This is a genomic window from Clostridium sp. AF19-22AC (genome assembly GCF_003479085.1).
In the GTDB taxonomy this organism is placed as follows: Bacteria; Bacillota; Clostridia; order Lachnospirales; family Lachnospiraceae; genus Faecalicatena_A; species Faecalicatena_A orotica.
Map to the genome: position 1 here is coordinate 38,630 of NZ_QUGN01000009.1, position 23,354 is coordinate 61,983.

A 23,354-nucleotide genomic window follows, 5' to 3' on the forward strand; every position below is an offset into this window, starting at 1 on the left:
ATTTATTTGACCTGCTCAATATAAAACTTATATTGATCTGTCCGATAGTAACATTTGAAGCTTTCAATCGGCAGCTCCTTGCCCTGGACGACTCCGTATGTCGTGCTTCCGAATAATATGACGGGCATCTGTTCATCAATATCCAGATATTCTGCAATTTCTTCTTCCGTCAGGACCGCCTCAATCGTCCTTCTTGACTTCGCAAATCTGACTCCGTACTGCTCTCTGAGAAGATCATATAATGACTGGGTGCTGAAATCATACTTCTCAATCCCCGGAAATAACTTGCGCGGGAGATAGGTGATCGTATAATTCAAAGGCTCACCGTCTGCCATCGTGATTCTCTCCAGGCGGAACAGCTCATCTCCTACCGCTGTGTTCAGCAGCCTTGCCCGCTTGGCATCCGCCGGAACAATTTCACTGACTATCACCTTCTTGGAAGGATTCCTTCCCAGCCTGATCACATCATCCGTACAACTGGTGATCGCGAACAGGTTCTGGCTGTAATCATCGCTTTTTACATATGTTCCTTTCCCCTGCACTTTGTAAAGATAGCCACTTGTCACCAGTTCGTCAATAGCCCTTCTGACTGTGATGCGGCTGACCTGGTACTGCTCCATCAGCTCTCTCTCACTTGGGATCAGGCATTCTGGTTCAAACTCCTCTTCCTCGATCTTCTGGATCAGTTCCTTTTTTAGGGCAAAATACTTTGGTACGCGTTCCTCTTCCATTCACTTCCTCCCTTGTTAACGTTATGTCATCATGTCGTTATGTCGTCATAACCAGTTGTAATTATATAATAATCCTATTTTGAAAAAAGTCAACACTTTAACCAGTTTTTTATTTACTGCCAATTCATTTTTGTTTATTTTCACATATTTTAAGTGTTTATTTTGTGAAAAGTGCTCAGCAAAAAGTAAAAAAAGACAGCCTTCTTTATCCGCTTTATAAAAGCTGAATAAAAATGCTGTCCTTTTTCATAACCAGTCGGAATGTTTCTGAGGAAAATCATCATTTCCTGCCTACAGGGCCACCTGGTCTATATAAAACTTATATTTATCCGTCCGGTAATAGCACTTGAAATTCTCAACCGGCTGTTCCTGTCCGTTGACCTCCCCGTAAGTGGTGCATCCGAACAGTATGACCGGCATCCCCGGTTCAATATCCAGATACTCGGCAATCTCGTCTTTCACAAGCACAGCCTCAACCGTTCTGCGTGCCTTGGTAATACTGACATGGTACTCTTCCCCGAGCACCTGATACAGAGACTCTTTCCCAAAATCATGCTTTTCAAGCCCCGGAAACAGCTTCATCGGCAGATATGTAAGCGTATAGTTCAACGGCTCTTCATTGGCATATAAGACCCTCCCCAGCTGGAAAACCTGATCCGCAGCTGTCAGATTCAGTGCCTTTGCCCTCTTTTTATCTGTCGTAAGAACCTGCGATACAATCACCTGCTTGGTCGGTGTCATCCCCATATTGCGTACAGCCTGGGTACAACTGACTAAAGAGAACAGATCATTGCTCTTCTCATCAGTCTTTACATAAGTCCCTTTCCCCTGTACTTTATACAGGTATCCCTCGACAACCAGCTCATCAATCGCCTTGCGTACGGTAATCCTGCTGACCTGATGCTGCTCCATCAGTTCACGCTCGCTTGGTATCGGCCCGTCCGGAGTATATTCCTCCATCTCGATCTTGCGGATGATCTCCTTCTTTAACTGATAATATTTTGGCACACGTTCCTCGTTCATAACATACCTTCCTGTTCCTTGACTGCTGCTGATAAATTCATCCGGCAATACTCCGCCTTTGTGCAGACAGTTCTTTATATAGATTATAGCAAATCTTCCCGGGCTTTAAAAGGGGCTTTCATTGGGATCACTTAATACTTCATATATTCCCCCTGAAAAAATTTAGCCAGATTCCATATAATCTTCTCCATGTCAAGAACAGTATATATCTCTTCATCCGCCAGAATCATCTTCTTCTCTATCCAGATCTCATTGCAGGCACTCTCACTTTCCGGTCTCTGAATCTCAGTATACTTTCCCGGGTCAAGTATATATGGCTCTCCCGAATATAAGATTCCCAGCTGGTAATTCTGGTACTCAAAGATAAAAACAAGCGTCCTCTCCTCCTCCGGCTCTGTCTCTTCTATACACAAAACCGGCACAATCCCGCCTTTATAATTACAGACCCCGGTAAAATGTTCGGGGAGGCAGGGCATTCTGGATATCTTCAGCTCACGGCATATTTCCCTGATGTCCCTGAACTCAAACGCATAATTTTTCTTCTTCCCGCGTATGCATAGCAGTTCGCGGTCATTCTCTATCTCCATATGTTCCCTCTTTCATATAAATCAAACAGTATTTCCAGGTCAAGTGCCGTACAGATCTTCCCGCTTCCCATAATGCTCATTCCGCTTGCCCCTGTTTTACGCCGGAAGTCGACTCCAAACAGGGCCGGGAGCTGTTTTATAACAATGCGCTTCTGTTCATACATGCTGTCCACAAGCAGGCACCCTTCCTTTTCCGTCCCTTTCGCATATACGATGGCAGCTGTATCCGGTGTCTCCCCTCCCAGACTATAGAATTTTCTCAGGTCAACGAGCGGCACCATGCGTTCTTCAAACAAAATATAATTACGTCCATTGATCTCTTGTATATTCTGCCTGTTTTTACCGTATTCCAAAAAACGGAACACATAACGGGCGGGAATGGAAAACCGGTACTCTCCAACTCTGAACCGGATACACTCCATCGTTGCCAGTGTAAGCGGAACGACAAGTGTAAAGGTACTTCCTTTTCCTGTCTCACTCTCAATATACAGGTTTCCTCCGGCATTTTCCAAAACATTCTTCACAACATCCAGCCCTACGCCCCTGCCTGAATATTCCGTCACTACATCCTTCGTCGTAAATCCCGGGTGGAGGAGCAGGTCCATAATTTCCTGTCTGCTGTACTCTTCTTCTGGTTTGGAGAGGATACCCATACTTCTTGACTTTTCCAGAATCTTATCCTGGCTTATTCCTCTTCCGTCATCTGAAATCGTAATCAGCACCTCTCCTACTGTGCTTTCCACATTAAACTCTATCTTCCCTTTCGGGTCTTTTCCCGCTGCGATCCGCTCTTCAGGAGGTTCTATCCCGTGGTCGACCGCATTTCTTATCAGATGCAGAAGAGCCTCTGAAATATATTCAACAACACTTTTATCCGCTTCTATATCTCCACAGCTAGCCTTAAAATCGACCTCTTTCTTTTCATCCCGGCAGATATCTCTAAGAATCCTGCGAACCTTCGGGACGATCCGTTCAACCGGTACCATGCGCATCTCCATGACTGTACGTTCAACTTCACTGATGAGCCGGTTGATCTGGTGGGCGGTGCCTTCTTTCAGGTCACTCATCCCGTTCTCCTCAAGCTGGGCCTCCAGGGACATCATCTGTATGATCATCTCACGGGCAAGGTTCTGCAGACGGTCAAGCCTGTCGCTGCGTACGTTCAAAAAGTCATTCTCGGGATTTGATGCTGCTGCCGCAGGCGCGGCAGGCTCCGGTTCCTTCTTCCCAGCCGCCGTGTTTTCCTTCAGTATCTCACACTGGGCAACAAACAGGCCTCCCCTTAATATATCCATAACCTGTTCTTTGTGTTCGCTCTGGAAACGGATAAAGACTCCGTGTTCAGCAATTTGCTCCGCTTCACTCTGTGCACTTTCCAGATTCGCAGGGAGGGTCTCCAACTCCGTGCACAGACCTGTAATCTGGCGCACAACCATAAATGCGCGGATATTTTCCATCCGGCATCCTTCCTCCAGCCTGATCCTTACGATAACCCCGGGCTTCTCCAACATCTCCCGGGGTCTGTCATCCTCCTCCCCGGCAGATTTCTGTTCTTTTATTTCCCCGCACACCTGCTCACTGCTGATTTTCTTCAGGTAATCTTTTGCCCCTGCTTCCAGTACGGACGTATCTCCCGGTTCGTAACCAGCCAGCACCATGCACTTCATTTCATCTTCAATATAATCTGAAAATGCATACAGCAAATCAAACAACTCCGTTTCCGCCTGTTCGATTCCTTCCTGCTGTTCTCTGAACCAGGAAAATAAATCCTCCATCGTATGTGCCAGCGAAGATAATCCTTTCAGCCCCATCATTGCAGAAGAACTCTTTAGTGTATGCATGATCCGAAATATATTATGAATATCTTCCCCTGTGAAAGCATTCTTCTTTTCAGTCTCCAGAAGAACCGCACCGAGCTGTTCCGTCAGCTGTTTTGCCTCCATCAGATATACTTCCAGCATCTCCTGTGCATCTTCATCAAAGTATCCCATATTCTCACTCCGCCTGTTCTATGCTTTCATACCATACGCTGCGGTTTTTCCCGTTTCTCTTGCCATAATACAGTGCCTTGTCCGCACACGCGATACATTCCTCGATTCCTTCCTGTTGTCCGTAAACATGGAGCCCCAATGTAATCGTACAGAAAAATTTATCTTCCTTGTTCCAGATTCCAAATTGTTCTATGTCTTTACGGATCGTTTCACTAATCTCAAATGCTTCCTGCTCCGTCACATTGAAAAGCACAATCAGGAATTCTTCCCCGCCCCATCTCACAACTTTATGCTGGCGGCAGTGCGCCTCCATTATATTAGCAATACAAACGAGAGCCGCATCTCCGGCATCATGTCCATATGTATCATTCACTTTTTTAAAATCGTCGATATCGCACAGAATCACAACATTTTTCTTTTCCTCTACCCTGCTGCCTTTGATATCATCTAACAGATCCCCCACAACATATCTCCTGTTGTAGAGTCCCGTCAGACCATCCTTGAATGCAAGCTCATTCAGCTTGCTCATGGTCGTCTTCAGTTCTGTGTTCATCCTGTTCAAATCGTCTTTCTGGCACTTCATTTTCAAATGCGCTACTACGCGTGACTGAAGCTCACCTTTGACAAAAGGTTTTTTAATGTAATCACATGCCCCAAGCGTAAATCCCTTCACTACATCATCATCTTTATCTTTCGATGTCAGATAGACAATGGAAGCGTTATTCTGATCCCTCATTTTCAGCTTGTCAAAGAGCTGATATCCATCCGTATCCGGCAATACGACGTCCAAAAGAATCAGATCCGGCTGGTACTGTTCTATCATATCCAGCGCCTCTGCCCCGGTATGTGCCTCACAGAGAAATATATCTGTATCCCGAAGCGCTGCTTTAATCTGCTGGCAGATCATAAGACTGTCGTCCACCACCATTACAATTTGTTTCCTTTCCGTTTCCATCATAGTCCCTCCATCTATTGTATCTGCATACTATATCTCATAAATATATCATTTCATGTCTGACTGTACTTATTTCCAACACACCGTCTTCTGACCGGAAAGTAATCGTCCTTCCATAGCTTCCCCCGGTATCTTCCCCAGCAATCCGGACGCCCTCTTCCTGCAGTGTTTTCTTCACACTCTGTATATTCCAGTACCCGATATCCCAGCCCTTTTCTACGCCGCGGAACATCCTGGCACCGCCTGCAATCTTCGCTGTCAGAGTTCTCCTGCTGGCTCCCTGCCTGCAAATCTCACTGATCAGCTCACGAGTCCCTTCCACTGCAAACTTATATACATTCTCCTGATTTACCGCGCGGCTCTTGTCCGGTAAAATCACATGGGCCATTGCAGCTACCTTCGTCTTCGTGTCATATAGACATACTCCTACGCACGATCCCAGTGCGTAAGAAACCAATGCCTGGCCGTTTCTGGCCGTTTTTCCTTCAGCAATTCCCACCACGATTTTTTCCATAGTATTACTCCCTGAGCTTATCCAGTATGGCAGTCATTGCTGTCATCTCCGGCCAGAACAGTATCCGTCCGACATAAGCATGGCCTCCCATACGGAATACATTCTCGATCAACAGCACGTCATCACTGACCTGCAGATGTCTTGCAAGCGGAACACCCAGGATCGCACCTCCCATATCAATGCACATATCGGGTACAGACACATCTGTCTCCATCCCGGTAACCTGTGACAAGGCGCGTATATAGGAACCGCACATAATGTTTCCAAGCTCACTTAACACAGACAGCTCCATTTCATCCAAAGCCGTCAGGTCCCTCTCTTTCTCTTCCAGCATCGCATCCATAACTGCACGCGTAAACGCCTCATCCATCAGGAAGAGGAACATCCCCTTGAGTTCACCAAATACTTGAATCAGAATGCCCGCCTGCAGTTCTTCCTGTATGTCAAGCTCATCAAAAATGTCTTGGTATTTCACGAATCTGAGAGTCGGCACCCCTACTTCAAGCGGATGCTCCATCATCATTGAAAGAGATGCGACCGCATTTCCCGTCCCGATGTTTCCCAGTTCCTTTAATATATCCTTTGCTATATCATCCAAAGCTAAATAATTTTCCATCTGTATCCTTCTTTCCTGTCCCGGTACCGCGTATCCTAAATACTTTGCCCGGTGCTGTATTAAAGTTCAAACTGTTCTACCAGTTCTCTCAGCATCTGGGCCTGGGCTGACAACTCCTCGCTTGCTGCTGCACTCTCTTCCGATGTGGCAGAGTTACCCTGCACAATATCCGAGATCAGCTCAACACTCTTTCTGATCTGGGCGATTGCATCTGCCTGCTGTTCGGAGAGCCTGGATATGTCCCCGACCATCTCGTTAACGGTCTCGGCACCTTCTACAGATGTCTTCAATGTACGGGCTGTCATACTGGCAGCCTCATAGCCTTCTCTGACAGCCTCTGAGTTCTTCTCCGCAAGGTCTGCAGTCAGCTTGGACGCACTAGCGGTCTTGGCCGCAAGCCGGCGCACCTCTCCTGCCACAACTGCAAAGCCTTTGCCAGCATCACCTGCCCTTGCTGCCTCTACAGACGCATTCAGGGCCAGTATATTCGTCTGAAATGCGATGTCTTCTATCTCCTTGACAATGCCTGTAATTTCTTTCGAGTTTTCCTGAATCTCTTTTATGCTGCCCTGCAGCTTCTCCATCTGCTGGTTGTTCTCCAGAATGCGGTCTCTTACTTCAGACGCATAGTCTCTGGACTTCACAGCTTTCTCTGCGTTGACGCCTACGCTTTCAGCAATTTCATTGATGCTTACGGCAAGCTCTTCGATCGAGCTCGCCTGTTCAGACGCCCCCTGTGCCAGCACCTGGGCCCCGTCAGATACCTGCTCTGCTCCTCCTGACACCAACTCCGAACTGCTGCTGATCTGCCTCATGGAATTTCTGAGCATCTTCCCAATCTCTTCCATCGATTCACCGAGAGCGATAAAATCCCCCTTGAACTTTATATCACATGTATAGTTCAGCCGTCCGGCCCCCAGAGCGAGCAGGCCTTTTCTCAATTCCGAAACATAGAGGCTTAAGGACCGTGCTGTAGAACGGATATCATCAGCCAGTTCACCAAATTCATTGGCGGATTCGTAATCCAGCTTCACATCCAGCTGGCCATTTGCAATCTGGCTGGCTGCCCCCTTCACTGCTATAATAGGCTGCACTGTGCTTCTGGTAATCGCAATCCATAAAAAGATGGTAATCAGGACACAAAAGGCCGCAAGCATACTCAAGAATGTAATGACACTGACATTCTGTTTTTTAACGGTTTCCAGACTGGCTTCTGCATCTGCTTTGGAGGCTTCCTCGACCTCATCTACAACACTGATTACAGTTTCCGCCTGTGGCTCGTATTCCTTAAAATAGACATCAAATGCCGCCTGGTCATTATTCTGCTCAAGATATGTATAAACGCGCTGTCGGGCCTCTTTTAATTTTCCATATTCATCAGCAAGCTGGTCTACTTTTTCTCCGCCGCTGATATATCCCGAATTAAGCTCTGTTATCCCTGCATCAACATTTTTCGCTGTTTCCTGAATAATCTGCATGCACTCTTCTTCATCAACCACATTATCTGTTGTAGATATGATCGCAAGATTTTTTACAATCTGTAAAATATTCGTGCTCACTTCATGTGAAGTCTCAACATTTGCAAACGGGCCGCTGTACAGCGCCTCCATTCTTTGTCCGAGATCACGAATACTCAGAACCGATAATATAACTGTCAGGATATACAGTGCTATGACCGTGGCAAATGCTGCCATCAGCTTTCGCCCCACTCTCAGATTCTTAAAAAGTCCCTTCATAGCTTTTTCCTCTCCTATGTATTAGCTTTCCAGAATATATGCAACTACCTTTTGTAGTTCTTCTTTTTTAAATGGTTTCACTATAAATTCCAGAGCACCGCAGCCAATCGCCTTCTGGATCATCATCTCCTGTCCGATTGCAGAACACATAACGACTTTAGCCTTCGGGTCATATTCAATAATCTCACCCAGTACTTCGATCCCTGACTTTCCGGGCATAGTAATATCGAGCAGAACAAGGTCCGGGCTTTCCCTGCGGTAGATGGCAACCGCCTCATCCCCGTCAGCCGCCTCCAGAATATTATTATATCCTGCCTTTTCCAGTGTTTTTCGTATGGTCGTCCTCATAAACACAGCATCATCTACTATCATTATTTTATTTTCCATATCTTTTCCTCCATCTTTTTTAAAGCCCCTGATCTCTTATGCATTCTCTGACTTTCTGTATACTGCCGGATACACCTGCTCCAGACTTGTCTCTTCCCTGGAGAGCAGTTCCGCGTGACCTATGAACAGATACCCTCCGGGATTCAGGTTTTCCTCAAGCCGTGAAACAAGCTGCTTTCTTGACACCTTGTCAAAATAAATCATGACATTCCGGCAGAATATAACGTCAAACTTTCCATTCTGTCTCATCGGCTCCATCAGATTATGCTTCTGAAACCTTATGTTATACCTGAGGTTTTCATTTACCCGGAAATTATTTTTATCGATATCCTGACAATACTTCTCCCGCCAGGACAACGGGATATTTTCACGTTCCCGTTCCGGATAGATGCCCTGTTCTGCCTTCTTAAGTACTTCCTCCGAAATATCCGTGGCAAGGATTCTCACATTCGGCAGTTGTCCTCCCTGGTCCTGATATTCCTGAAGACACATCTTAAGTGTATAGCATTCCTCACCTGTGGCACAGCCGGCGCACCATATTTGGCAGGATCCATACCTTTTCTTTAGAGCTAGCTCCGGCAGGACCCTCTCTTTGAGTATAGTAAAATGTTCCGGTTCCCGAAGGAAATACGTAAAGTTTGTCGTCAGCCGGTTTACCATTCCGCCTGCAATCTCACCGGTCCGGTCCTTCTGAAGCATTTTCAGATACTCCGCAAACGTTTCTGCTCCGCACCGTTCAAGCTCTTTTACCATTCTGCATTCGATTAATATCTTTTTATTTTTAAGATTAATTCCGTATTGTGTACGGAAATATTCCACAATATCCAAAAACTCCTGATCTGTAAGCCTAATCACTTCTTTTCCCCCACACGCCGTCCCCCAACGGCAGTATTGAATCAGTTAATCCAGTCCCGGCACTTGCTTCTCCTGTAGAATCACCTGCCATACCTGCAAGATGTCCTTGTTCTGTCCTGAATATGATACCACAGGCAAAACCTCTCGCGCCTTCCGGTAAACACTCTTTATCGCTTTCCACAGACTGGCCATAATACACTACCAGCTCCTCTTCATAAAAAGAAATCCCCATTACCCGGTCAGAGGCCAGCGGCACTCTCAAAATTTGGGGCCGCATCACTACAGCCACTATCTTATCCCTGTCTATATATACGGTCTGCCCTTCCCGCTCCAGTATAAGGTACTGTGCCGCCTCTTCTGCCGGCGTTTTCCATACTTCTGTCCCTTGTTCCTCTGCCGCCTGTATAGGCGTGTCCATCTCTGCTGCCTTTTTCAGCAGCTTTGCGTCCAGCATATATCCCCAGCGTTCGCCGTCAGCCAGCTGTATTTTCGCCACCGATTTCAGAAAATGGTTCTGACTGTTGATAACCGGCTCCGTCAGCAGGAATTCTCTCAGATAGCTGCTTTCTACAATCCCGTCGATTCTGCTGGCTAAGATTCCTGCCGCCTCCCGGTCAATACAAAAATCATCCGGGCAGGTACTTTGTATATCGTCTGCCTTCAGTAGTATACAATACCTGTGTACAGTATTTCCGCTGTCCGTATGACCTCCTGCGGTATGCAAAAAATCAACAAAAGACAGCTCTGTCACCTGGTCTGCATCCATGATTCTTTCTACACAGGAAAGAGTAAGCAGATAAAAAACCGCATCCACCTCAAACACCAGATAAGAACTGTCCATCTTTTCCATCCATAACCGCCCCCTCAAATTCAAGCTAGTTTAATCATACTTTATTCCTGACGTAAACACAAGATAACCGTTAGTTTTTGTTAAATATTTTTATATTACAAGTGTTTCCCCTGTGATTTTCCGTCTGTTTTGTTCACCTCTGCAGGTAAAAAAAAGAGCCGGCGGCTAAATAGCCGTCAGCTCCTTTTTCTATTCTTCTTCTGCAAGTACCAGTTCTTCCTCAATATCTAGTTCTTCGTCAAAGTCTATCTCGTCATCCATTTCAAATTCCGTGCTCAGTTTAACATCACGGTACTTTCTCATACCTGTACCAGCCGGAATATGCTTACCGATGATTACATTTTCTTTCAGTCCGACCAGATGGTCAACTTTACCCTTGATTGCAGCTTCCGTCAGAACCTTTGTTGTCTCCTGGAAGGATGCTGCCGACAGGAAGGAATCTGTTGCAAGGGATGCTTTTGTGATACCAAGCATAATCTGCTCGCCCGTTGCCGGCTCTTTGCCTTCTGCTTCAAGCTGTTCATTCACTTCATTGAATTCCAGCACATCTGCCATTGTACCCGGCAGGAATTCGGAATCACCGCGCTCCTCGATACGAATCTTCTTCAGCATCTGGCGCACAATAACCTCGATATGCTTATCGTTGATCTCAACACCCTGCAGGCGGTATACACGCTGTACTTCCTGAATCATATAATCCTGAACGGCACGTAAGCCTTTGATCTTCAGGATATCATGAGGATTCACGCTACCTTCTGTCAGTTCGTCTCCGGCCTCTAATACCGCGCCGTCCTGTATCTTGATACGGGAACCATACGGGATCAGGTATGCCTTGGACTCTCCTGTCTCACTATTTGTTACGATGATCTCACGCTTCTTCTTTGTATCGCTGATCACTGCAGTTCCTGCAAACTCTGTGATAATGGCAAGACCTTTCGGCTTTCTTGCCTCAAAAAGCTCCTCGACACGAGGAAGACCCTGTGTGATATCGTCACCGGCAACACCACCCGTATGGAATGTACGCATGGTCAGCTGTGTACCCGGCTCACCGATGGACTGTGCAGCAATAATGCCGACAGCTTCGCCGACCTGTACTGCTTCTCCCGTTGCCATGTTCGCTCCGTAACACTTGGAGCATACACCATTCTTGCACTTACATGTAAGCATGGTACGGATCTTAACGCTTTCTAAGTGGTTGCCCTTTGCATCCACACCCTTTTTCATGACTTTCTCCGCACGTCTCGGAGTAATCATGTGGTTTGCTTTTACAAGGACATTTCCATCTTTATCTTTAATATCCTCACAGGAGAAACGTCCTGTAATACGCTCCTGAAGGCTCTCAATCTCTTCATTACCATCCATGAATGCTTTGACATACATTCCCGGAATTTCTTTTCCTTCTTCCACACAGTCGCTGTCATGAATGATCAGTTCCTGGGAAACGTCGACAAGACGTCTTGTCAGGTATCCTGAATCGGCTGTACGCAGGGCTGTATCAGACAGACCTTTACGGGCACCATGCGCAGACATGAAGTACTCCAATACGTCCAGACCTTCACGGAAGTTCGACTTGATAGGCAGCTCGATTGTACGGCCCGTTGTATCGGCCATAAGTCCACGCATACCTGCCAGCTGCTTGATCTGTTTATCGGAACCACGGGCTCCAGAGTCAGCCATCATGAAGATGTTGTTATATTTATCAAGACCGGACAGCAGCGCCTCTGTCAGCTTATCATCGGTTGCCTTCCATGTCTCAACGACTTCTTTGTAACGCTCTTCCTCGGTGATCAGACCACGCTTGTAGTTCTTTGTGATCCTGTCAACGGTATTCTGTGCTTCCTCGATCATCTGAGGCTTCTCCGGCGGCACAGTCATATCGGAAATAGATACGGTCATAGCCGCTCTTGTAGAGAACTTGTAGCCGATCGCTTTTACGTTATCAAGCACTTCTGCTGTCTGTGTAGAACCATGTGTATTAATAACCTTCTCAAGGATCTGTTTGAGCTGTTTCTTACCTACATGGAAATCAACCTCAAGTATCAGGTCATTGCCCTCCACTTCACGATCCACGAATCCGAGGTCCTGAGGAATGATTTCATTGAACAGAAGCCTTCCTACTGTTGCCTCTATCACACCCGTCTTCTCGGTTCCGTCAGGCATCATCTTTGACACACGGACTTTGATTCTGGAATGCAATGTTACATAACCATTTTCGTATGCCAGTATCGCTTCATTCGTACTCTTGAAGAACATGCCTTCACCTTTGGCACCAGGTCTTTCCTGTGTCAGGTAGTAGATACCAAGTACCATATCCTGTGAAGGAACGGCAACCGGACCACCATCGGATGGTTTCAGCAGGTTGTTCGGTGAGAGCAGTAAGAAACGGCACTCAGCCTGTGCTTCTACAGACAGCGGTACATGGACGGCCATCTGGTCCCCATCGAAATCGGCATTGTAGGCAGCACATACGAGCGGGTGCAGCTTGATCGCTTTACCTTCTACAAGGATAGGCTCAAATGCCTGAATACCAAGTCTGTGAAGTGTGGGGGCACGGTTCAGCATAACCGGATGCTCTTTGATAACTTCCTCGAGTACATCCCATACTTCCGTCTGAAGTCTTTCCACCATCTTCTTTGCATTTTTGATGTTATGCGCGGTTCCGTTTGCAACCAGCTCTTTCATAACAAAAGGCTTGAACAGCTCGATTGCCATCTCTTTCGGCAGACCGCACTGGTAGATCTTCAGTTCCGGCCCTACGACAATAACGGAACGTCCTGAATAGTCAACACGTTTTCCGAGCAGGTTCTGGCGGAAACGTCCGGATTTACCTTTCAGCATGTCAGATAAGGATTTCAGCGCCCTGTTTCCGGGGCCTGTAACCGGGCGGCCGCGGCGGCCGTTGTCAATGAGCGCATCAACAGCTTCCTGCAGCATACGTTTCTCGTTACGCACGATAATGTCCGGGGCTCCCAGTTCAAGGAGTCTCTTAAGACGGTTATTTCTATTGATAATTCTTCTGTATAAATCATTTAAGTCAGATGTTGCGAAACGTCCGCCGTCCAGCTGTACCATCGGACGTAAATCCGGCGGGATAACCGGAATAGCTGTCAGAATCATCCACTCCGGTTTGTTGCCGGATTCACGGAATGCTTCTACTACTTCCAGACGTTTTACGATTCTTGCACGCTTCTGTCCTGTTGCGTTGGTCAGGCCAGCCTGCAGTTCTGCATATTCCTTTTCCAGATCAATAGACTGGAGCAGTTCCTGAATGGACTCAGCCCCCATTCCGACACGGAATGAGCCATAGCCCCATTTTTCTTTTGCTTCCTGATACTCTGCCTCGGATAAGATCTGTTTGTACTGTAAGTCAGTTTCTCCTTTATCGAGTACGATATAAGAAGCAAAATACAGCACTCTCTCCAGTGTTCTCGGAGAAATATCCAGAATCAGTCCCATACGGCTCGGGATTCCTTTAAAGTACCAGATATGGGAAACCGGCGCTGCCAGTGCGATGTGCCCCATACGCTCACGGCGTACGGAGGCTTTTGTTACTTCAACACCACATCTGTCGCAGACAACACCTTTGTAACGAATCTTCTTGTACTTACCGCAGTGGCACTCCCAGTCCTTGCTTGGTCCGAAAATACGCTCACAGAAAAGTCCGTCCTTCTCAGGTTTCAGTGTTCTATAGTTAATGGTCTCCGGCTTGGTTACCTCACCTCTTGACCAGTCCATAATTTTTTCCGGTGAAGCCAGCCCGATTTTGATTGCATCAAAAGTCAATGGTTGGTATTGTTGTTCATTGTTACTTGTTGGCATATAAATGGCTCCTCCTATTCTTCGTCATCTATAAATTCATCAAAGTCGAGCTCTGCATCGTCTTCGAATTCATCGTCCTCAGGTTCCACATCCTCAAGTTCTTCCCCAACAAATTCCTGTTCTGTGAATCCATGTTCCCCGAGAGGTTCATCTTCATCACGGTATCTTCTGTCACCTTCGATAATAGAGTGCAGATCGGTCTCGCCGAAATCTACAGTTTCCATAATCTCTACTTCTGTATTGTCATCACGCAGCACTCGTACATCCAGTGCCAGTGACTGAAGCTCTTTTAAAAGTACCTTGAAGGACTCCGGAATTCCCGGTTCAGGGATGTTCTCGCCTTTAATGATTGCTTCATAGGTCTTCACACGTCCGACAACGTCATCTGACTTCACAGTCAGGATTTCCTGCAGAGTATAGGATGCACCATATGCTTCCAGTGCCCAAACCTCCATCTCTCCGAAACGCTGTCCGCCGAACTGTGCCTTACCACCCAATGGCTGCTGTGTAACCAGTGAGTAAGGACCTGTAGAACGGGCGTGGATCTTATCATCTACCAGATGATGAAGCTTCAGGTAGTGCATGTGTCCGATTGTAACCGGGCTGTCGAAATACTCTCCGGTACGGCCGTCCCTTAAGCGGACCTTTCCGTCGCGTGACAGTGGGACTCCCTTCCACAGTTTTCTGTGTTCTCTGTTGTCAGACAAATATTCCAGAACTTCCGGAAGGAGCTCTTCGCCGTGTTTCTCCACGAATTCTTCCCATTCCAGATTCACGTAATCGTTTGCCAGATCCAGGGTATCCATAATATCAATCTCGTTCGCACCGTCGAAGACTGGCGTAGAGATATTAAATCCTAATGCTCTTGCCGCGAGGCTTAAGTGAATCTCAAGTACCTGTCCGATATTCATACGGGAAGGCACACCCAGCGGGTTCAGAACGATGTCCAGAGGACGCCCGTTCGGAAGATACGGCATATCTTCTACCGGAAGTACACGGGAAACAACACCCTTGTTACCATGACGGCCGGCCATCTTGTCACCTACAGAAATCTTTCTCTTCTGCGCAATATAGATGCGGACTGCCTGATTCACTCCCGGAGACAGCTCGTCGCCGTTCTCTCTTGTAAATACTTTGGCGTCTACGACAATACCGTATTCACCATGAGGCACTTTCAGGGAAGTATCTCTTACTTCACGCGCCTTTTCACCGAAGATTGCACGAAGCAGTCTCTCTTCGGCTGTCAGTTCTGTCTCTCCCTTCGGAGTTACTTTACCGACCAGGATATCTCCTGCGCGGACCTCGGCCCCGATGCGGATGATACCTCTTTCATCCAGGTCTTTCAGCGCGTCATCGCCGACACCCGGTATATCTCTTGTGATCTCTTCAGGCCCGAGCTTTGTATCACGTGCCTCTGCCTCATATTCCTCAATATGCACAGATGTGTATACATCATCCTGAACCATTCTTTCGCTCAGCAGAACGGCATCCTCGTAGTTGTAACCTTCCCATGTCATGAAACCGATCAGAGGGTTCTTTCCGAGCGCCATCTCCCCATTGGACGTGGACGGACCGTCAGCAATTACTTGTCCTTCCTCTACCCTTTCGCCTTTATCGACGATTGGTCTCTGGTTGTAACAGTTGCTCTGGTTACTTCTTAAGAACTTCGTCAGTTTGTAAGTCTTCTTCGTTCCGTCATCATGTCTGATTGTGATATCTGTTGATGTGGAGCGCTCAATCACACCGGCTCTCTCTGCAACGATGCAGACACCAGAGTCAACTGCAGACTTCACTTCCATACCTGTTCCGACAACCGGGGCTTCTGTTGTAAGAAGCGGAACCGCCTGACGCTGCATGTTGGATCCCATCAGCGCACGGTTGGCATCATCGTTCTCCAGGAAAGGAATCAGGGCTGTAGCCACAGAGAATACCATCTTAGGCGAAACGTCCATGTAGTCGAACTTGCTTCTCTCATATTCCTGTGTCTCTTCACGGTAACGGCCGGATACATTCTTATGAATGAAATGTCCTTCCGCATCCAGCGGCTCATTCGCCTGTGCCACGTGATAATTATCTTCTTCATCAGCTGTCATGTAGACAACTTCTTCTGTAACAATCGGGTTCTCCGGATCTGTTTTGTCAATCTTACGGTATGGGGCTTCCACAAAACCGTACTGGTTGATTCTCGCATAGGTAGCAAGTGAGTTAATCAGACCGATGTTAGGACCTTCAGGAGTCTCGATCGGGCACATTCTTCCATAATGGGAATAATGAACGTCACGAACCTCGAATCCGGCACGGTCTCTTGACAGACCTCCTGGTCCCAGTGCTGAGAGACGTCTCTTGTGGGTCAGCTCACCAAGCGGGTTGTTCTGGTCCATGAACTGTGACAGCTGGGAAGAACCAAAGAACTCCTTAACTGCCGCTGTTACCGGCTTGATGTTGATCAGTGACTGCGGGGAAATGCCTTCCTGGTCCTGTGTTGTCATTCTTTCACGGACAACTCTTTCCAGTCTGGACAGACCAATTCTGTACTGGTTCTGGAGAAGTTCTCCGACAGCACGGATACGTCTGTTGCCCAGATGGTCGATATCGTCGTCATTACCCATTCTGTATTCCAGATGGATGTTATAGTTAATGGAAGCTAAAATATCTTCCTTTGTAATATGCTTCGGAATCAGATCATGAATATCCCTGCGGATCATGGATTTCAGTTCGTCGATATCCCCTGCTGATTCTTCCAGAAGTCCTGCCAGTACCGGATAATATACCTGTTCTGTCACTCCCACTTCCTTCGGGTCGATATCTACAACTGCCTGCAGGTCAACCATCATGTTGGAAAGAATCTTAATATTGCGTGATTCATCCTCTCCCTCTACCCACAGGTAAGGCACTGCTGCGTTCTGAATCTCATCTGCAAGTGTTCTTGAAATCACGGTTCCTTTTTCCGCCAGAATCTCTCCTGTCAGCGGGCTTGCAACGTCCTCTGCCAGTCTCTGTCCTGTTACGCGGTTCTTTAAAGCCAGCTTTTTGTTGAACTTATATCGTCCCACCTTCGCCAGGTCATAGCGCCTCGGATCGAAGAACATACTCGTAATCAGGCTCTCTGCGCTGTCTACCGCAAGCGGTTCGCCCGGCCGTATCTTCTTATATAATTCAAGCAGACCTTCCTGATAATTCTCGGCTGTATCTTTGCCGAAACTTGCAAGGATTTTTGGCTCCTCACCAAAGAGGTCGATGATTTCTGCATTCGTTCCGATACCAAGTGCACGGATCAATACTGTAATCGGCACTTTTCTCGTTCTATCTACACGTACATAAAAAACGTCATTGGAGTCTGTTTCATATTCCAGCCATGCACCACGGTTTGGGATGACTGTTGCTGAGTAAAGTTCTTTACCTAACTTATCATGGGCTATCCCATAGTAGATACCAGGGGAACGAACCAACTGGCTTACGATGACACGCTCAGCACCGTTGATTACAAAGGTACCTGTCTTCGTCATAAGCGGCAGGTCTCCCATAAATATTTCATGTTCGTTAATCTCATCGTTGTCTTTGTTGTAAAGTCTGACCCTTACTTTCAAAGGCGCAGCGTATGTTGCATCACGCTCTTTACACTCTTCGATTGTGTACTTTACGTCGTCTTCGCAAAGTGTAAAATCGACAAATTCCAGACTTAAGTGTCCACTGAAGTCAGTGATCGGGGAAATATCATCAAATACCTCTTTCAGTCCGTCATCCAGAAACCACTGGTAAGAGTCTTTCTGGACTTCGATTAGATTCGGCATCTCTAATACTTCTTTTTGTCTGGAATAGCTCATGCGTGAACTTTTTCCGTTTGTGATGGGACGAATTCTGTTTTTCTCCATTGACGTTTCACTCCTCATATATTTTTTGGCGGGCTACGAGTCGCCCTTCGTTAATTCCAGTAATATCGGGAAAGAGCCCTGTGACAGTAAATCGTCACTATAATGGCATACCTTTCCACAATAGTGCATTTTTTACTATATCACAAAGCTCTTCCTGCTGTCAACATATTTCTTACTAATTTCCGAAAAACCTCTTGACATCTGTCGATTTCTGTGGTATTAACGAACTCATCCGGCTTATGGGCCTGCTGTAAACTGCCCGGCCCGTAGGACATACAGTTCCTGTTTCCAAGCTTTCCGGCAATAACCGCCGTGTCCGTATAACCAGGAAATACAGTGATCCCAGGGGGCGTTTTCGTCGTTTCCTCCACTGCCTTTTCCAGCTCTTTCAAGAGGACTGAATCTTCATGTGTCTCTACGCTCGGCCTGTCACCAGTGATTCTATAGCTTCCATGTACACCGGGCACCTGTTCTTCTCCGTAGCGGATGGCCGACTGTACCAGGTCTGCCGCTTTTTCCGTGTTCATCGGCGGGGCCAGCCGCATATCAATCGTTGCCCTGCAGCTGTCTGGAACAACGTAGGGGCTGTACCCGCCGCCAATCTGCCCGAAGGTGACGGTAGAAGGCCCGAGTTCTTCGTGTACAGGGCATTTTTTTATTTTACTTCTTATATAAGTAAGTACAGCTGCCATTCCCGCAATGGCGTCCGCCCCCTTTTCCGGCATACTTGCATGTGCGGTCACGCCCTTTACTTCCACTTCAAACCATGTCCGACCCTTGTGGGACATCTGGATGTTCCCGTCAGTGGGCTCCATATCCACGATCCAGTCATTCTTTGTCACCCACTGTTCAGCAACCACTCTTTCCACCCCCGTCATGTCCCCTTCCTCATCGGATGTTCCGATAAACATGAGCGGGTATTCAGGCACGACAGCGCCCTCTTTTACCACCCGTGCCATTTCCGCAAAAACCGTGAGCGCACACGCCAGACCAGATTTCATGTCGCATGCACCTCTTCCATAAATCCTGCCGTCCTGAATCTCCCCGGAAAATGGATTTTTTTTCCATCCATCTCCTGTGACTACTGTATCCATATGACAGATAAAAACAAGCGCCGGTGTTTTCTTACGCCCTTTTATTACCGCCCTGATATTAAAGCGGCCGTCTTCTCCTTCAGAACGCTCTGGTTCAACGCCTGCTCCCTTCAGATAATCAGATATGAAGGTGCCTATTTCCTCCTCATAGGTCCCTGGATTGGTGCTCTCTATGCGAATCAGCTGCTGTGTTAATGTTACTGCGTCAAAGATGGTTGTATTCATTTTATATCACTCTCCTGATAATCAACTGTTTCTATAGTATAACACGGCCGCCCCTGCAATGAAAGGCGGGCCTTTGCAGTAAAAAACAGACAGGGTTTTACTCCTGCCTGCTTTCTGCCGGGATCCCGGCTGCTATATAGCCTTATCTTCTGAATGCTGCTGCATTCCAGAACAATTCATTCTTAAACTGACGGATGGTTGTGTCTTTATCAATATAAACAGCCTCGATACCCATTGCTGCCGCCCAGTCTCCCATCTGTTCTGCTGTCAGGTCATAGGAGAATGCCGTATGGTGTGCCCCGCCTGCCAGTATCCATGCCTGTGCACCTGTCTTCAGATTCGGCTGCGGCGTCCAGAACGCTGTCGCTACCGGTAATTTCGGCATTGGTTTCTCTGTCTTTTTACAGTCTACGTCGTTAATGATGAGACGGAATCTGTCCCCAAGATCGATCAGTGAAGTTGCAATCGCAGGTCCTTCTTTTGCAGTAAACACAAGGCGGGCAGGATCTTCTCTGTCACCCATGCTAAGAGGCTGTGCCTTGATGCTGACAGGACCGTCTGCGATCGTCGGGCACACTTCCAGCATGTGTGCCTGAAGGATTCCTTCCTTGCCCGGTACCAGATTATATGTATAGTCTTCCATAAAGGAGGTACCCTTTGCGTCCTTCATTCCCTCTGTCATGATCTTCATGACACGTACCATAGCAGCTGTCTTCCAGTCACCTTCTCCTCCGAAGCCGTAGCCTTTTTCCATCAGCCGCTGGATTGCAAGTCCCGGAAGCTGTTTCAGGCTTCCAAGGTCACCAAAATGTGTAACGATTGCCTGATAGTTTTTCTCCGTCAGGAACCTTTCGAATCCGATTTCAATACCTGCCTGTACGGCTACATGCTCTCTGAATTCCTTTTCGTCTCTTCCTTCCAGAAGAATTTCGTATTTATCATAGTACTCTTCTACAAGTGCATTAATGTCTGCCTGAGATACCTGCGCCACAGCTTCGGCAATCTCATTAACCGGGTATGCATCGACTTCCCAGCCGAACTTAATCTGGGCCTCCACTTTGTCACCTTCTGTAACAGCAACATTTCTCATGTTATCCGCAATACGCATCACGCGGATATGGCTGCTCTCGATCACACCAACCGCAGTACGCATCCATGAACCGATCTCTGCCTGCACTGCCTTGTCACCCCAGAAGCCTACGATCACTTTTCTCTCCATTTGGAGTCGGCTGAAGATATGGCCATACTCCCTGTCACCATGTGCTGACTGGTTTTCATTCATAAAATCCATATCAATCGTATCATACGGGATTTCCTGATTGAACTGCGTATGCAGATGGAGCAGAGGTTTCCTGTACTCCTGAAGTCCGAGAATCCATGACTTCGCAGGCGAAAACGTGTGCATCCATGTAATCACACCCGCACAGCTTTCATCTGTATTCGCCTCGTTGAATGTCTTCCTAATCAGCTCATTCGTAATGAGAGTCGGTCTCCATACTACCTCATACGGAAGCATCCCGGAATCATTCAGCGATTCCACAATCTGTTTAGAATGTTCCGCAACATGTGCAAGACACTCATCCCCATATAAATCCTGTGATCCTGTGCAAAACCAAAATTTGTACTGTTTCTGCTGCATTTCTTTCATCCTCCTAAATTTCTGAATATTCAGACTTTCGGGAGCAAGGGGGTCAGACCCCTCTTCAGAGGGGTCTGACCCCCTTGCCCTCCGTTTTCAGAATTGTCTGTATTTATTGTCCGTAGTATGCGTTCGCCCCGTGTTTTCTATAATAGTGTTTATCCTGAAGTTCCTGTGGAGCCGGCTTCACATCCGGATTGATCATTTCGGTGCGGGCCGCCATTTTAGCCACTTCTTCCAATACAACCGCATTATGCACCGCCTCATGTGCATCCTTGCCCCATGTAAACGGACCGTGATTCTTGCACAGTACGGCGGGAACGGCGATATAATCTTTGCCCTTAAAGTAATCTACTATTAGAACTCCCGTGTTTTTTTCGTATGCTTCGTCAATTTCTTCTTTTGTCAGATTCCTTACACACGGAACCTCTCCGTACATATAATCCGCCTGTGTAGTCCCGTAGCAGGGGATTCCTCTTCCGGCCTGGGCCCAGCTTGTCGCCCATGCGGAGTGTGTATGTACGATTCCCCCAATCTCGGGAAATGCTTTGTAAAGCTCGATATGGGTCTCGGTATCGGATGACGGGTTGTACTTTCCTTCCACCTTGTTCCCGTCAAGGTCCATGACTACCATATCGTCAGGGGTTAGCCTGTCATATTCGACGCCGCTCGGCTTGATTACGAAAAGTTTGGATTCCGCATCCAGCCCGCTGACATTGCCCCACGTGAATGTTACCAGTCCGTATTTCGGGAGCAGCATGTTCGCCTCGTATACTTCCTGTTTTAATTTTTCCAGCATCTTTGTCTCCTCCTGCTATTTCATGTTAAGAACTGCGGAACGTTCAATGTCAAGCCCGTTTTTATATCTTTCAATAAAGGTCTCAAATCCTTTCACGTCTTTTGCATCCGGCTCCATCTTTGTACCTTCGTTGCCGCCAAATACTTTTTCGGACAGGTAGTGGTCCAGTGTCTCCTTATCCTCTTTCCACACACTATAAGCTGCCAAAAGGGCAATCCCCCATGCTCCGCCTTCCCCGGCCGTCTCCATGACGGAAACAGGTGCGTTCATCGCAGCCGCCATGATTCTCTGTCCCACGCCTTTTGTCTTAAACAGGCCGCCATGACCTAATATCTTGTCAATCTTGATATACTCTTCCTTTGTCAGAATATCCATTCCCACTTTCAGGGCACCAAGCGCTGCAAACAGGTGCACTCTCATGAAGTTTGCAAGGTTAAATCTGCTGTCAGGCATACGGACAAACAATGGGCGACCCTCATCTAATTCAATGATATTCTCTCCCGAATAATATCCGTAGGATAACAAACCGCCGCATTCCGGGTCTCCTTCCAGTGCCTTGTTGTAGAGAACTGAGAATAACTGGTTCATGTTAACTTCCATGCCGAATGCTTCTGCGAATTCTTTGAATAACCCGACCCACGCATTCAGGTCTGAAGTACAGTTGTTCGCATGTGACATCGCAACCAGATCGCCTGACGGCGTGGTAACCATATCAATCTCTGTGTATACTTTAGAAAGCTCTTTTTCTAATACGATCATTGCAAATACGGATGTTCCAGCGGATACATTTCCTGTGCGGACCGCCACACTGTTCGTAGCTGCCATGCCTGTTCCCGCATCCCCCTCCGGCGGGCATACTGGTATCCCTGCCTCTAGGTCCCCGTCCGGGTCGAGAAGTTTCACGCCTTCCTCTGTGAGGCATCCTGCATCTTCCCCTGCCACAAGAACTTCTGGTAGCAGTTCTTTCACTTTCCACGGATATCCTTTCTCAGATACAAGGGTGTCAAATTTCTCCAGCATGTCTGCCTGGAAGTCCTTTTTCTGTGTATCAATCGGGAACATTCCGGAGGCATCGCCGACACCCAGAACCTTCTTCCCTGTCAGGCGCCAGTGAACATAGCCGGACAGTGTTGTGATAAAATCAAGATCTTTCACGTGCTCTTCCCCGTTTAAAACCGCCTGATACAGATGCGCAATGCTCCAGCGCTGCGGAATGTTATACTGGAAGAGTTCTGTCAGCTTCGCTGCCGCCTCACCTGTAATCGTGTTTCTCCATGTTCTGAACTGGACAAGCTGTTTTCCGTCTTTATCAAATGCGAGATAACCATGCATCATGGCACTGAATCCCATTGATTTCGTACGTTTTAATGTAACACCATACTTCTCCTTAACGTCTTCCTTCATCTTCCTGTAGCAATCCTGAAGACCTTCCCATACATCCTCCATTGTGTAGGTCCAGACACCATTGTCATAGCGGTTCTCCCAGTCATGACTCCCGGATGCGATCGGTGTAAAGTCCGTACCGATCAGAACAGCCTTGATCCTTGTTGATCCAAACTCAATACCGAGCGTTGTGCTGCCCTCCAGAATTTCATTTTTCACATTGTTTAAATCACTCATATGCTTTCCTCCTGCTTAAATTATTTAAATTTGTTATTTGC

General features: G+C 47.3%; 17 protein-coding genes. All 17 read right to left on the minus strand.

Annotated features, from left to right (window positions below):
• Window positions 1-2: 2 nt before the first annotated feature.
• The 17 genes from DWX43_RS11870 to DWX43_RS11950 all read right to left on the minus strand — a co-directional run bounded on the left by DWX43_RS11870 (window position 3) and on the right by DWX43_RS11950 (window position 23,313).
• A complete protein-coding gene (locus tag DWX43_RS11870; RefSeq protein ID WP_118620411.1) occupies window positions 3-731 on the minus strand; it encodes a GntR family transcriptional regulator in 729 nt (242 codons plus the stop codon).
• Between the two features lie 291 nt (window positions 732-1,022).
• Window positions 1,023-1,754, minus strand: coding sequence for a GntR family transcriptional regulator (locus DWX43_RS11875; protein ID WP_118620522.1), 732 nt, complete (start codon window positions 1,752-1,754; stop codon window positions 1,023-1,025).
• A 131-nt stretch (window positions 1,755-1,885) separates the two neighbouring features.
• A complete protein-coding gene (locus DWX43_RS11880) occupies window positions 1,886-2,341 on the minus strand; it encodes a chemotaxis protein CheW (protein WP_109732698.1) in 456 nt (151 codons plus the stop codon).
• Window positions 2,332-4,332 carry a chemotaxis protein CheA gene (locus DWX43_RS11885; protein ID WP_109732699.1) on the minus strand — a complete coding sequence of 667 codons (2,001 nt, stop codon included), beginning with the start codon at window positions 4,330-4,332 and terminating at the stop codon, window positions 2,332-2,334. The genes DWX43_RS11880 and DWX43_RS11885 overlap by 10 nt, the downstream gene beginning before the upstream one ends.
• Before the next feature lie 4 nt (window positions 4,333-4,336).
• Window positions 4,337-5,290 carry a diguanylate cyclase gene (locus tag DWX43_RS11890; protein WP_330405404.1) on the minus strand — a complete coding sequence of 318 codons (954 nt, stop codon included), beginning with the start codon at window positions 5,288-5,290 and terminating at the stop codon, window positions 4,337-4,339.
• 34 nt (window positions 5,291-5,324) lie between these two features.
• Window positions 5,325-5,801 (minus strand): chemotaxis protein CheD, encoded by a 477-nt coding sequence (locus DWX43_RS11895; RefSeq protein WP_118620412.1) that lies wholly within the window; start codon window positions 5,799-5,801, stop codon window positions 5,325-5,327.
• 4 nt (window positions 5,802-5,805) lie between these two features.
• A complete protein-coding gene (locus tag DWX43_RS11900; RefSeq protein ID WP_109732702.1) occupies window positions 5,806-6,417 on the minus strand; it encodes a chemotaxis protein CheC in 612 nt (203 codons plus the stop codon).
• A gap of 59 nt (window positions 6,418-6,476) precedes the next feature.
• On the minus strand, window positions 6,477-8,153 hold the full coding sequence (locus DWX43_RS11905; RefSeq protein ID WP_118620413.1) for a methyl-accepting chemotaxis protein: 1,677 nt from the start codon (window positions 8,151-8,153) through the stop codon (window positions 6,477-6,479).
• A 21-nt stretch (window positions 8,154-8,174) separates the two neighbouring features.
• Window positions 8,175-8,540: a response regulator gene (locus tag DWX43_RS11910; protein WP_109732704.1), complete on the minus strand. Its 366-nt coding sequence runs from the start codon at window positions 8,538-8,540 to the stop codon at window positions 8,175-8,177.
• Between the two features lie 36 nt (window positions 8,541-8,576).
• Complete coding sequence (locus tag DWX43_RS11915; protein WP_109732705.1) at window positions 8,577-9,395, minus strand: protein-glutamate O-methyltransferase CheR; 819 nt, start codon at window positions 9,393-9,395, stop codon at window positions 8,577-8,579.
• Window positions 9,388-10,245 (minus strand): hypothetical protein, encoded by an 858-nt coding sequence (locus DWX43_RS11920; RefSeq protein ID WP_118620414.1) that lies wholly within the window; start codon window positions 10,243-10,245, stop codon window positions 9,388-9,390. The genes DWX43_RS11915 and DWX43_RS11920 overlap by 8 nt, the downstream gene beginning before the upstream one ends.
• 189 nt (window positions 10,246-10,434) lie before the next feature.
• Entirely contained in the window at window positions 10,435-14,064 is a 3,630-nt protein-coding gene (rpoC, locus tag DWX43_RS11925) for a DNA-directed RNA polymerase subunit beta' (RefSeq protein ID WP_109732707.1), read from the minus strand.
• Window positions 14,065-14,078: 14 nt separating this feature from the next.
• Window positions 14,079-17,936, minus strand: a complete 3,858-nt coding sequence (locus DWX43_RS11930; protein ID WP_118620415.1) for a DNA-directed RNA polymerase subunit beta — start codon at window positions 17,934-17,936, stop codon at window positions 14,079-14,081.
• Window positions 17,937-18,076: 140 nt separating this feature from the next.
• Window positions 18,077-19,255: a M20 family metallopeptidase gene (locus DWX43_RS11935; RefSeq protein ID WP_118620416.1), complete on the minus strand. Its 1,179-nt coding sequence runs from the start codon at window positions 19,253-19,255 to the stop codon at window positions 18,077-18,079.
• Between the two features lie 142 nt (window positions 19,256-19,397).
• A complete protein-coding gene (araA, locus tag DWX43_RS11940) occupies window positions 19,398-20,894 on the minus strand; it encodes an L-arabinose isomerase (RefSeq protein WP_109732710.1) in 1,497 nt (498 codons plus the stop codon).
• 112 nt (window positions 20,895-21,006) lie between these two features.
• Window positions 21,007-21,693, minus strand: coding sequence for an L-ribulose-5-phosphate 4-epimerase (locus tag DWX43_RS11945; RefSeq protein WP_118620417.1), 687 nt, complete (start codon window positions 21,691-21,693; stop codon window positions 21,007-21,009).
• A 15-nt stretch (window positions 21,694-21,708) separates the two neighbouring features.
• Window positions 21,709-23,313 (minus strand): FGGY-family carbohydrate kinase, encoded by a 1,605-nt coding sequence (locus DWX43_RS11950; protein ID WP_118620418.1) that lies wholly within the window; start codon window positions 23,311-23,313, stop codon window positions 21,709-21,711.
• Window positions 23,314-23,354: the final 41 nt, after the last annotated feature.

Excerpts from the sequence above, each read along its gene's own strand:
- DWX43_RS11950 (WP_118620418.1), bottom strand. The coding sequence starts at position 23,313 with ATGAGTGATTTAAACAATGTGAAAAATGAAATTCTGGAGGGCAGCACA.
- DWX43_RS11945 (WP_118620417.1), bottom strand. The coding sequence starts at position 21,693 with ATGCTGGAAAAATTAAAACAGGAAGTATACGAGGCGAACATGCTGCTC.
- rpoC (WP_109732707.1), bottom strand. The coding sequence starts at position 14,064 with ATGCCAACAAGTAACAATGAACAACAATACCAACCATTGACTTTTGAT.
- DWX43_RS11885 (WP_109732699.1), bottom strand. The coding sequence starts at position 4,332 with ATGGGATACTTTGATGAAGATGCACAGGAGATGCTGGAAGTATATCTG.
- araA (WP_109732710.1), bottom strand. The coding sequence starts at position 20,894 with ATGCAGCAGAAACAGTACAAATTTTGGTTTTGCACAGGATCACAGGAT.
- DWX43_RS11935 (WP_118620416.1), bottom strand. The coding sequence starts at position 19,255 with ATGAATACAACCATCTTTGACGCAGTAACATTAACACAGCAGCTGATT.
- DWX43_RS11910 (WP_109732704.1), bottom strand. The coding sequence starts at position 8,540 with ATGGAAAATAAAATAATGATAGTAGATGATGCTGTGTTTATGAGGACG.
- DWX43_RS11870 (WP_118620411.1), bottom strand. The coding sequence starts at position 731 with ATGGAAGAGGAACGCGTACCAAAGTATTTTGCCCTAAAAAAGGAACTG.
- DWX43_RS11920 (WP_118620414.1), bottom strand. The coding sequence starts at position 10,245 with ATGGAAAAGATGGACAGTTCTTATCTGGTGTTTGAGGTGGATGCGGTT.
- DWX43_RS11895 (WP_118620412.1), bottom strand. The coding sequence starts at position 5,801 with ATGGAAAAAATCGTGGTGGGAATTGCTGAAGGAAAAACGGCCAGAAAC.
- DWX43_RS11880 (WP_109732698.1), bottom strand. The coding sequence starts at position 2,341 with ATGGAGATAGAGAATGACCGCGAACTGCTATGCATACGCGGGAAGAAG.
- DWX43_RS11900 (WP_109732702.1), bottom strand. The coding sequence starts at position 6,417 with ATGGAAAATTATTTAGCTTTGGATGATATAGCAAAGGATATATTAAAG.
- DWX43_RS11890 (WP_330405404.1), bottom strand. The coding sequence starts at position 5,290 with ATGATGGAAACGGAAAGGAAACAAATTGTAATGGTGGTGGACGACAGT.
- DWX43_RS11930 (WP_118620415.1), bottom strand. The coding sequence starts at position 17,936 with ATGGAGAAAAACAGAATTCGTCCCATCACAAACGGAAAAAGTTCACGC.
- DWX43_RS11905 (WP_118620413.1), bottom strand. The coding sequence starts at position 8,153 with ATGAAGGGACTTTTTAAGAATCTGAGAGTGGGGCGAAAGCTGATGGCA.
- DWX43_RS11875 (WP_118620522.1), bottom strand. The coding sequence starts at position 1,754 with ATGAACGAGGAACGTGTGCCAAAATATTATCAGTTAAAGAAGGAGATC.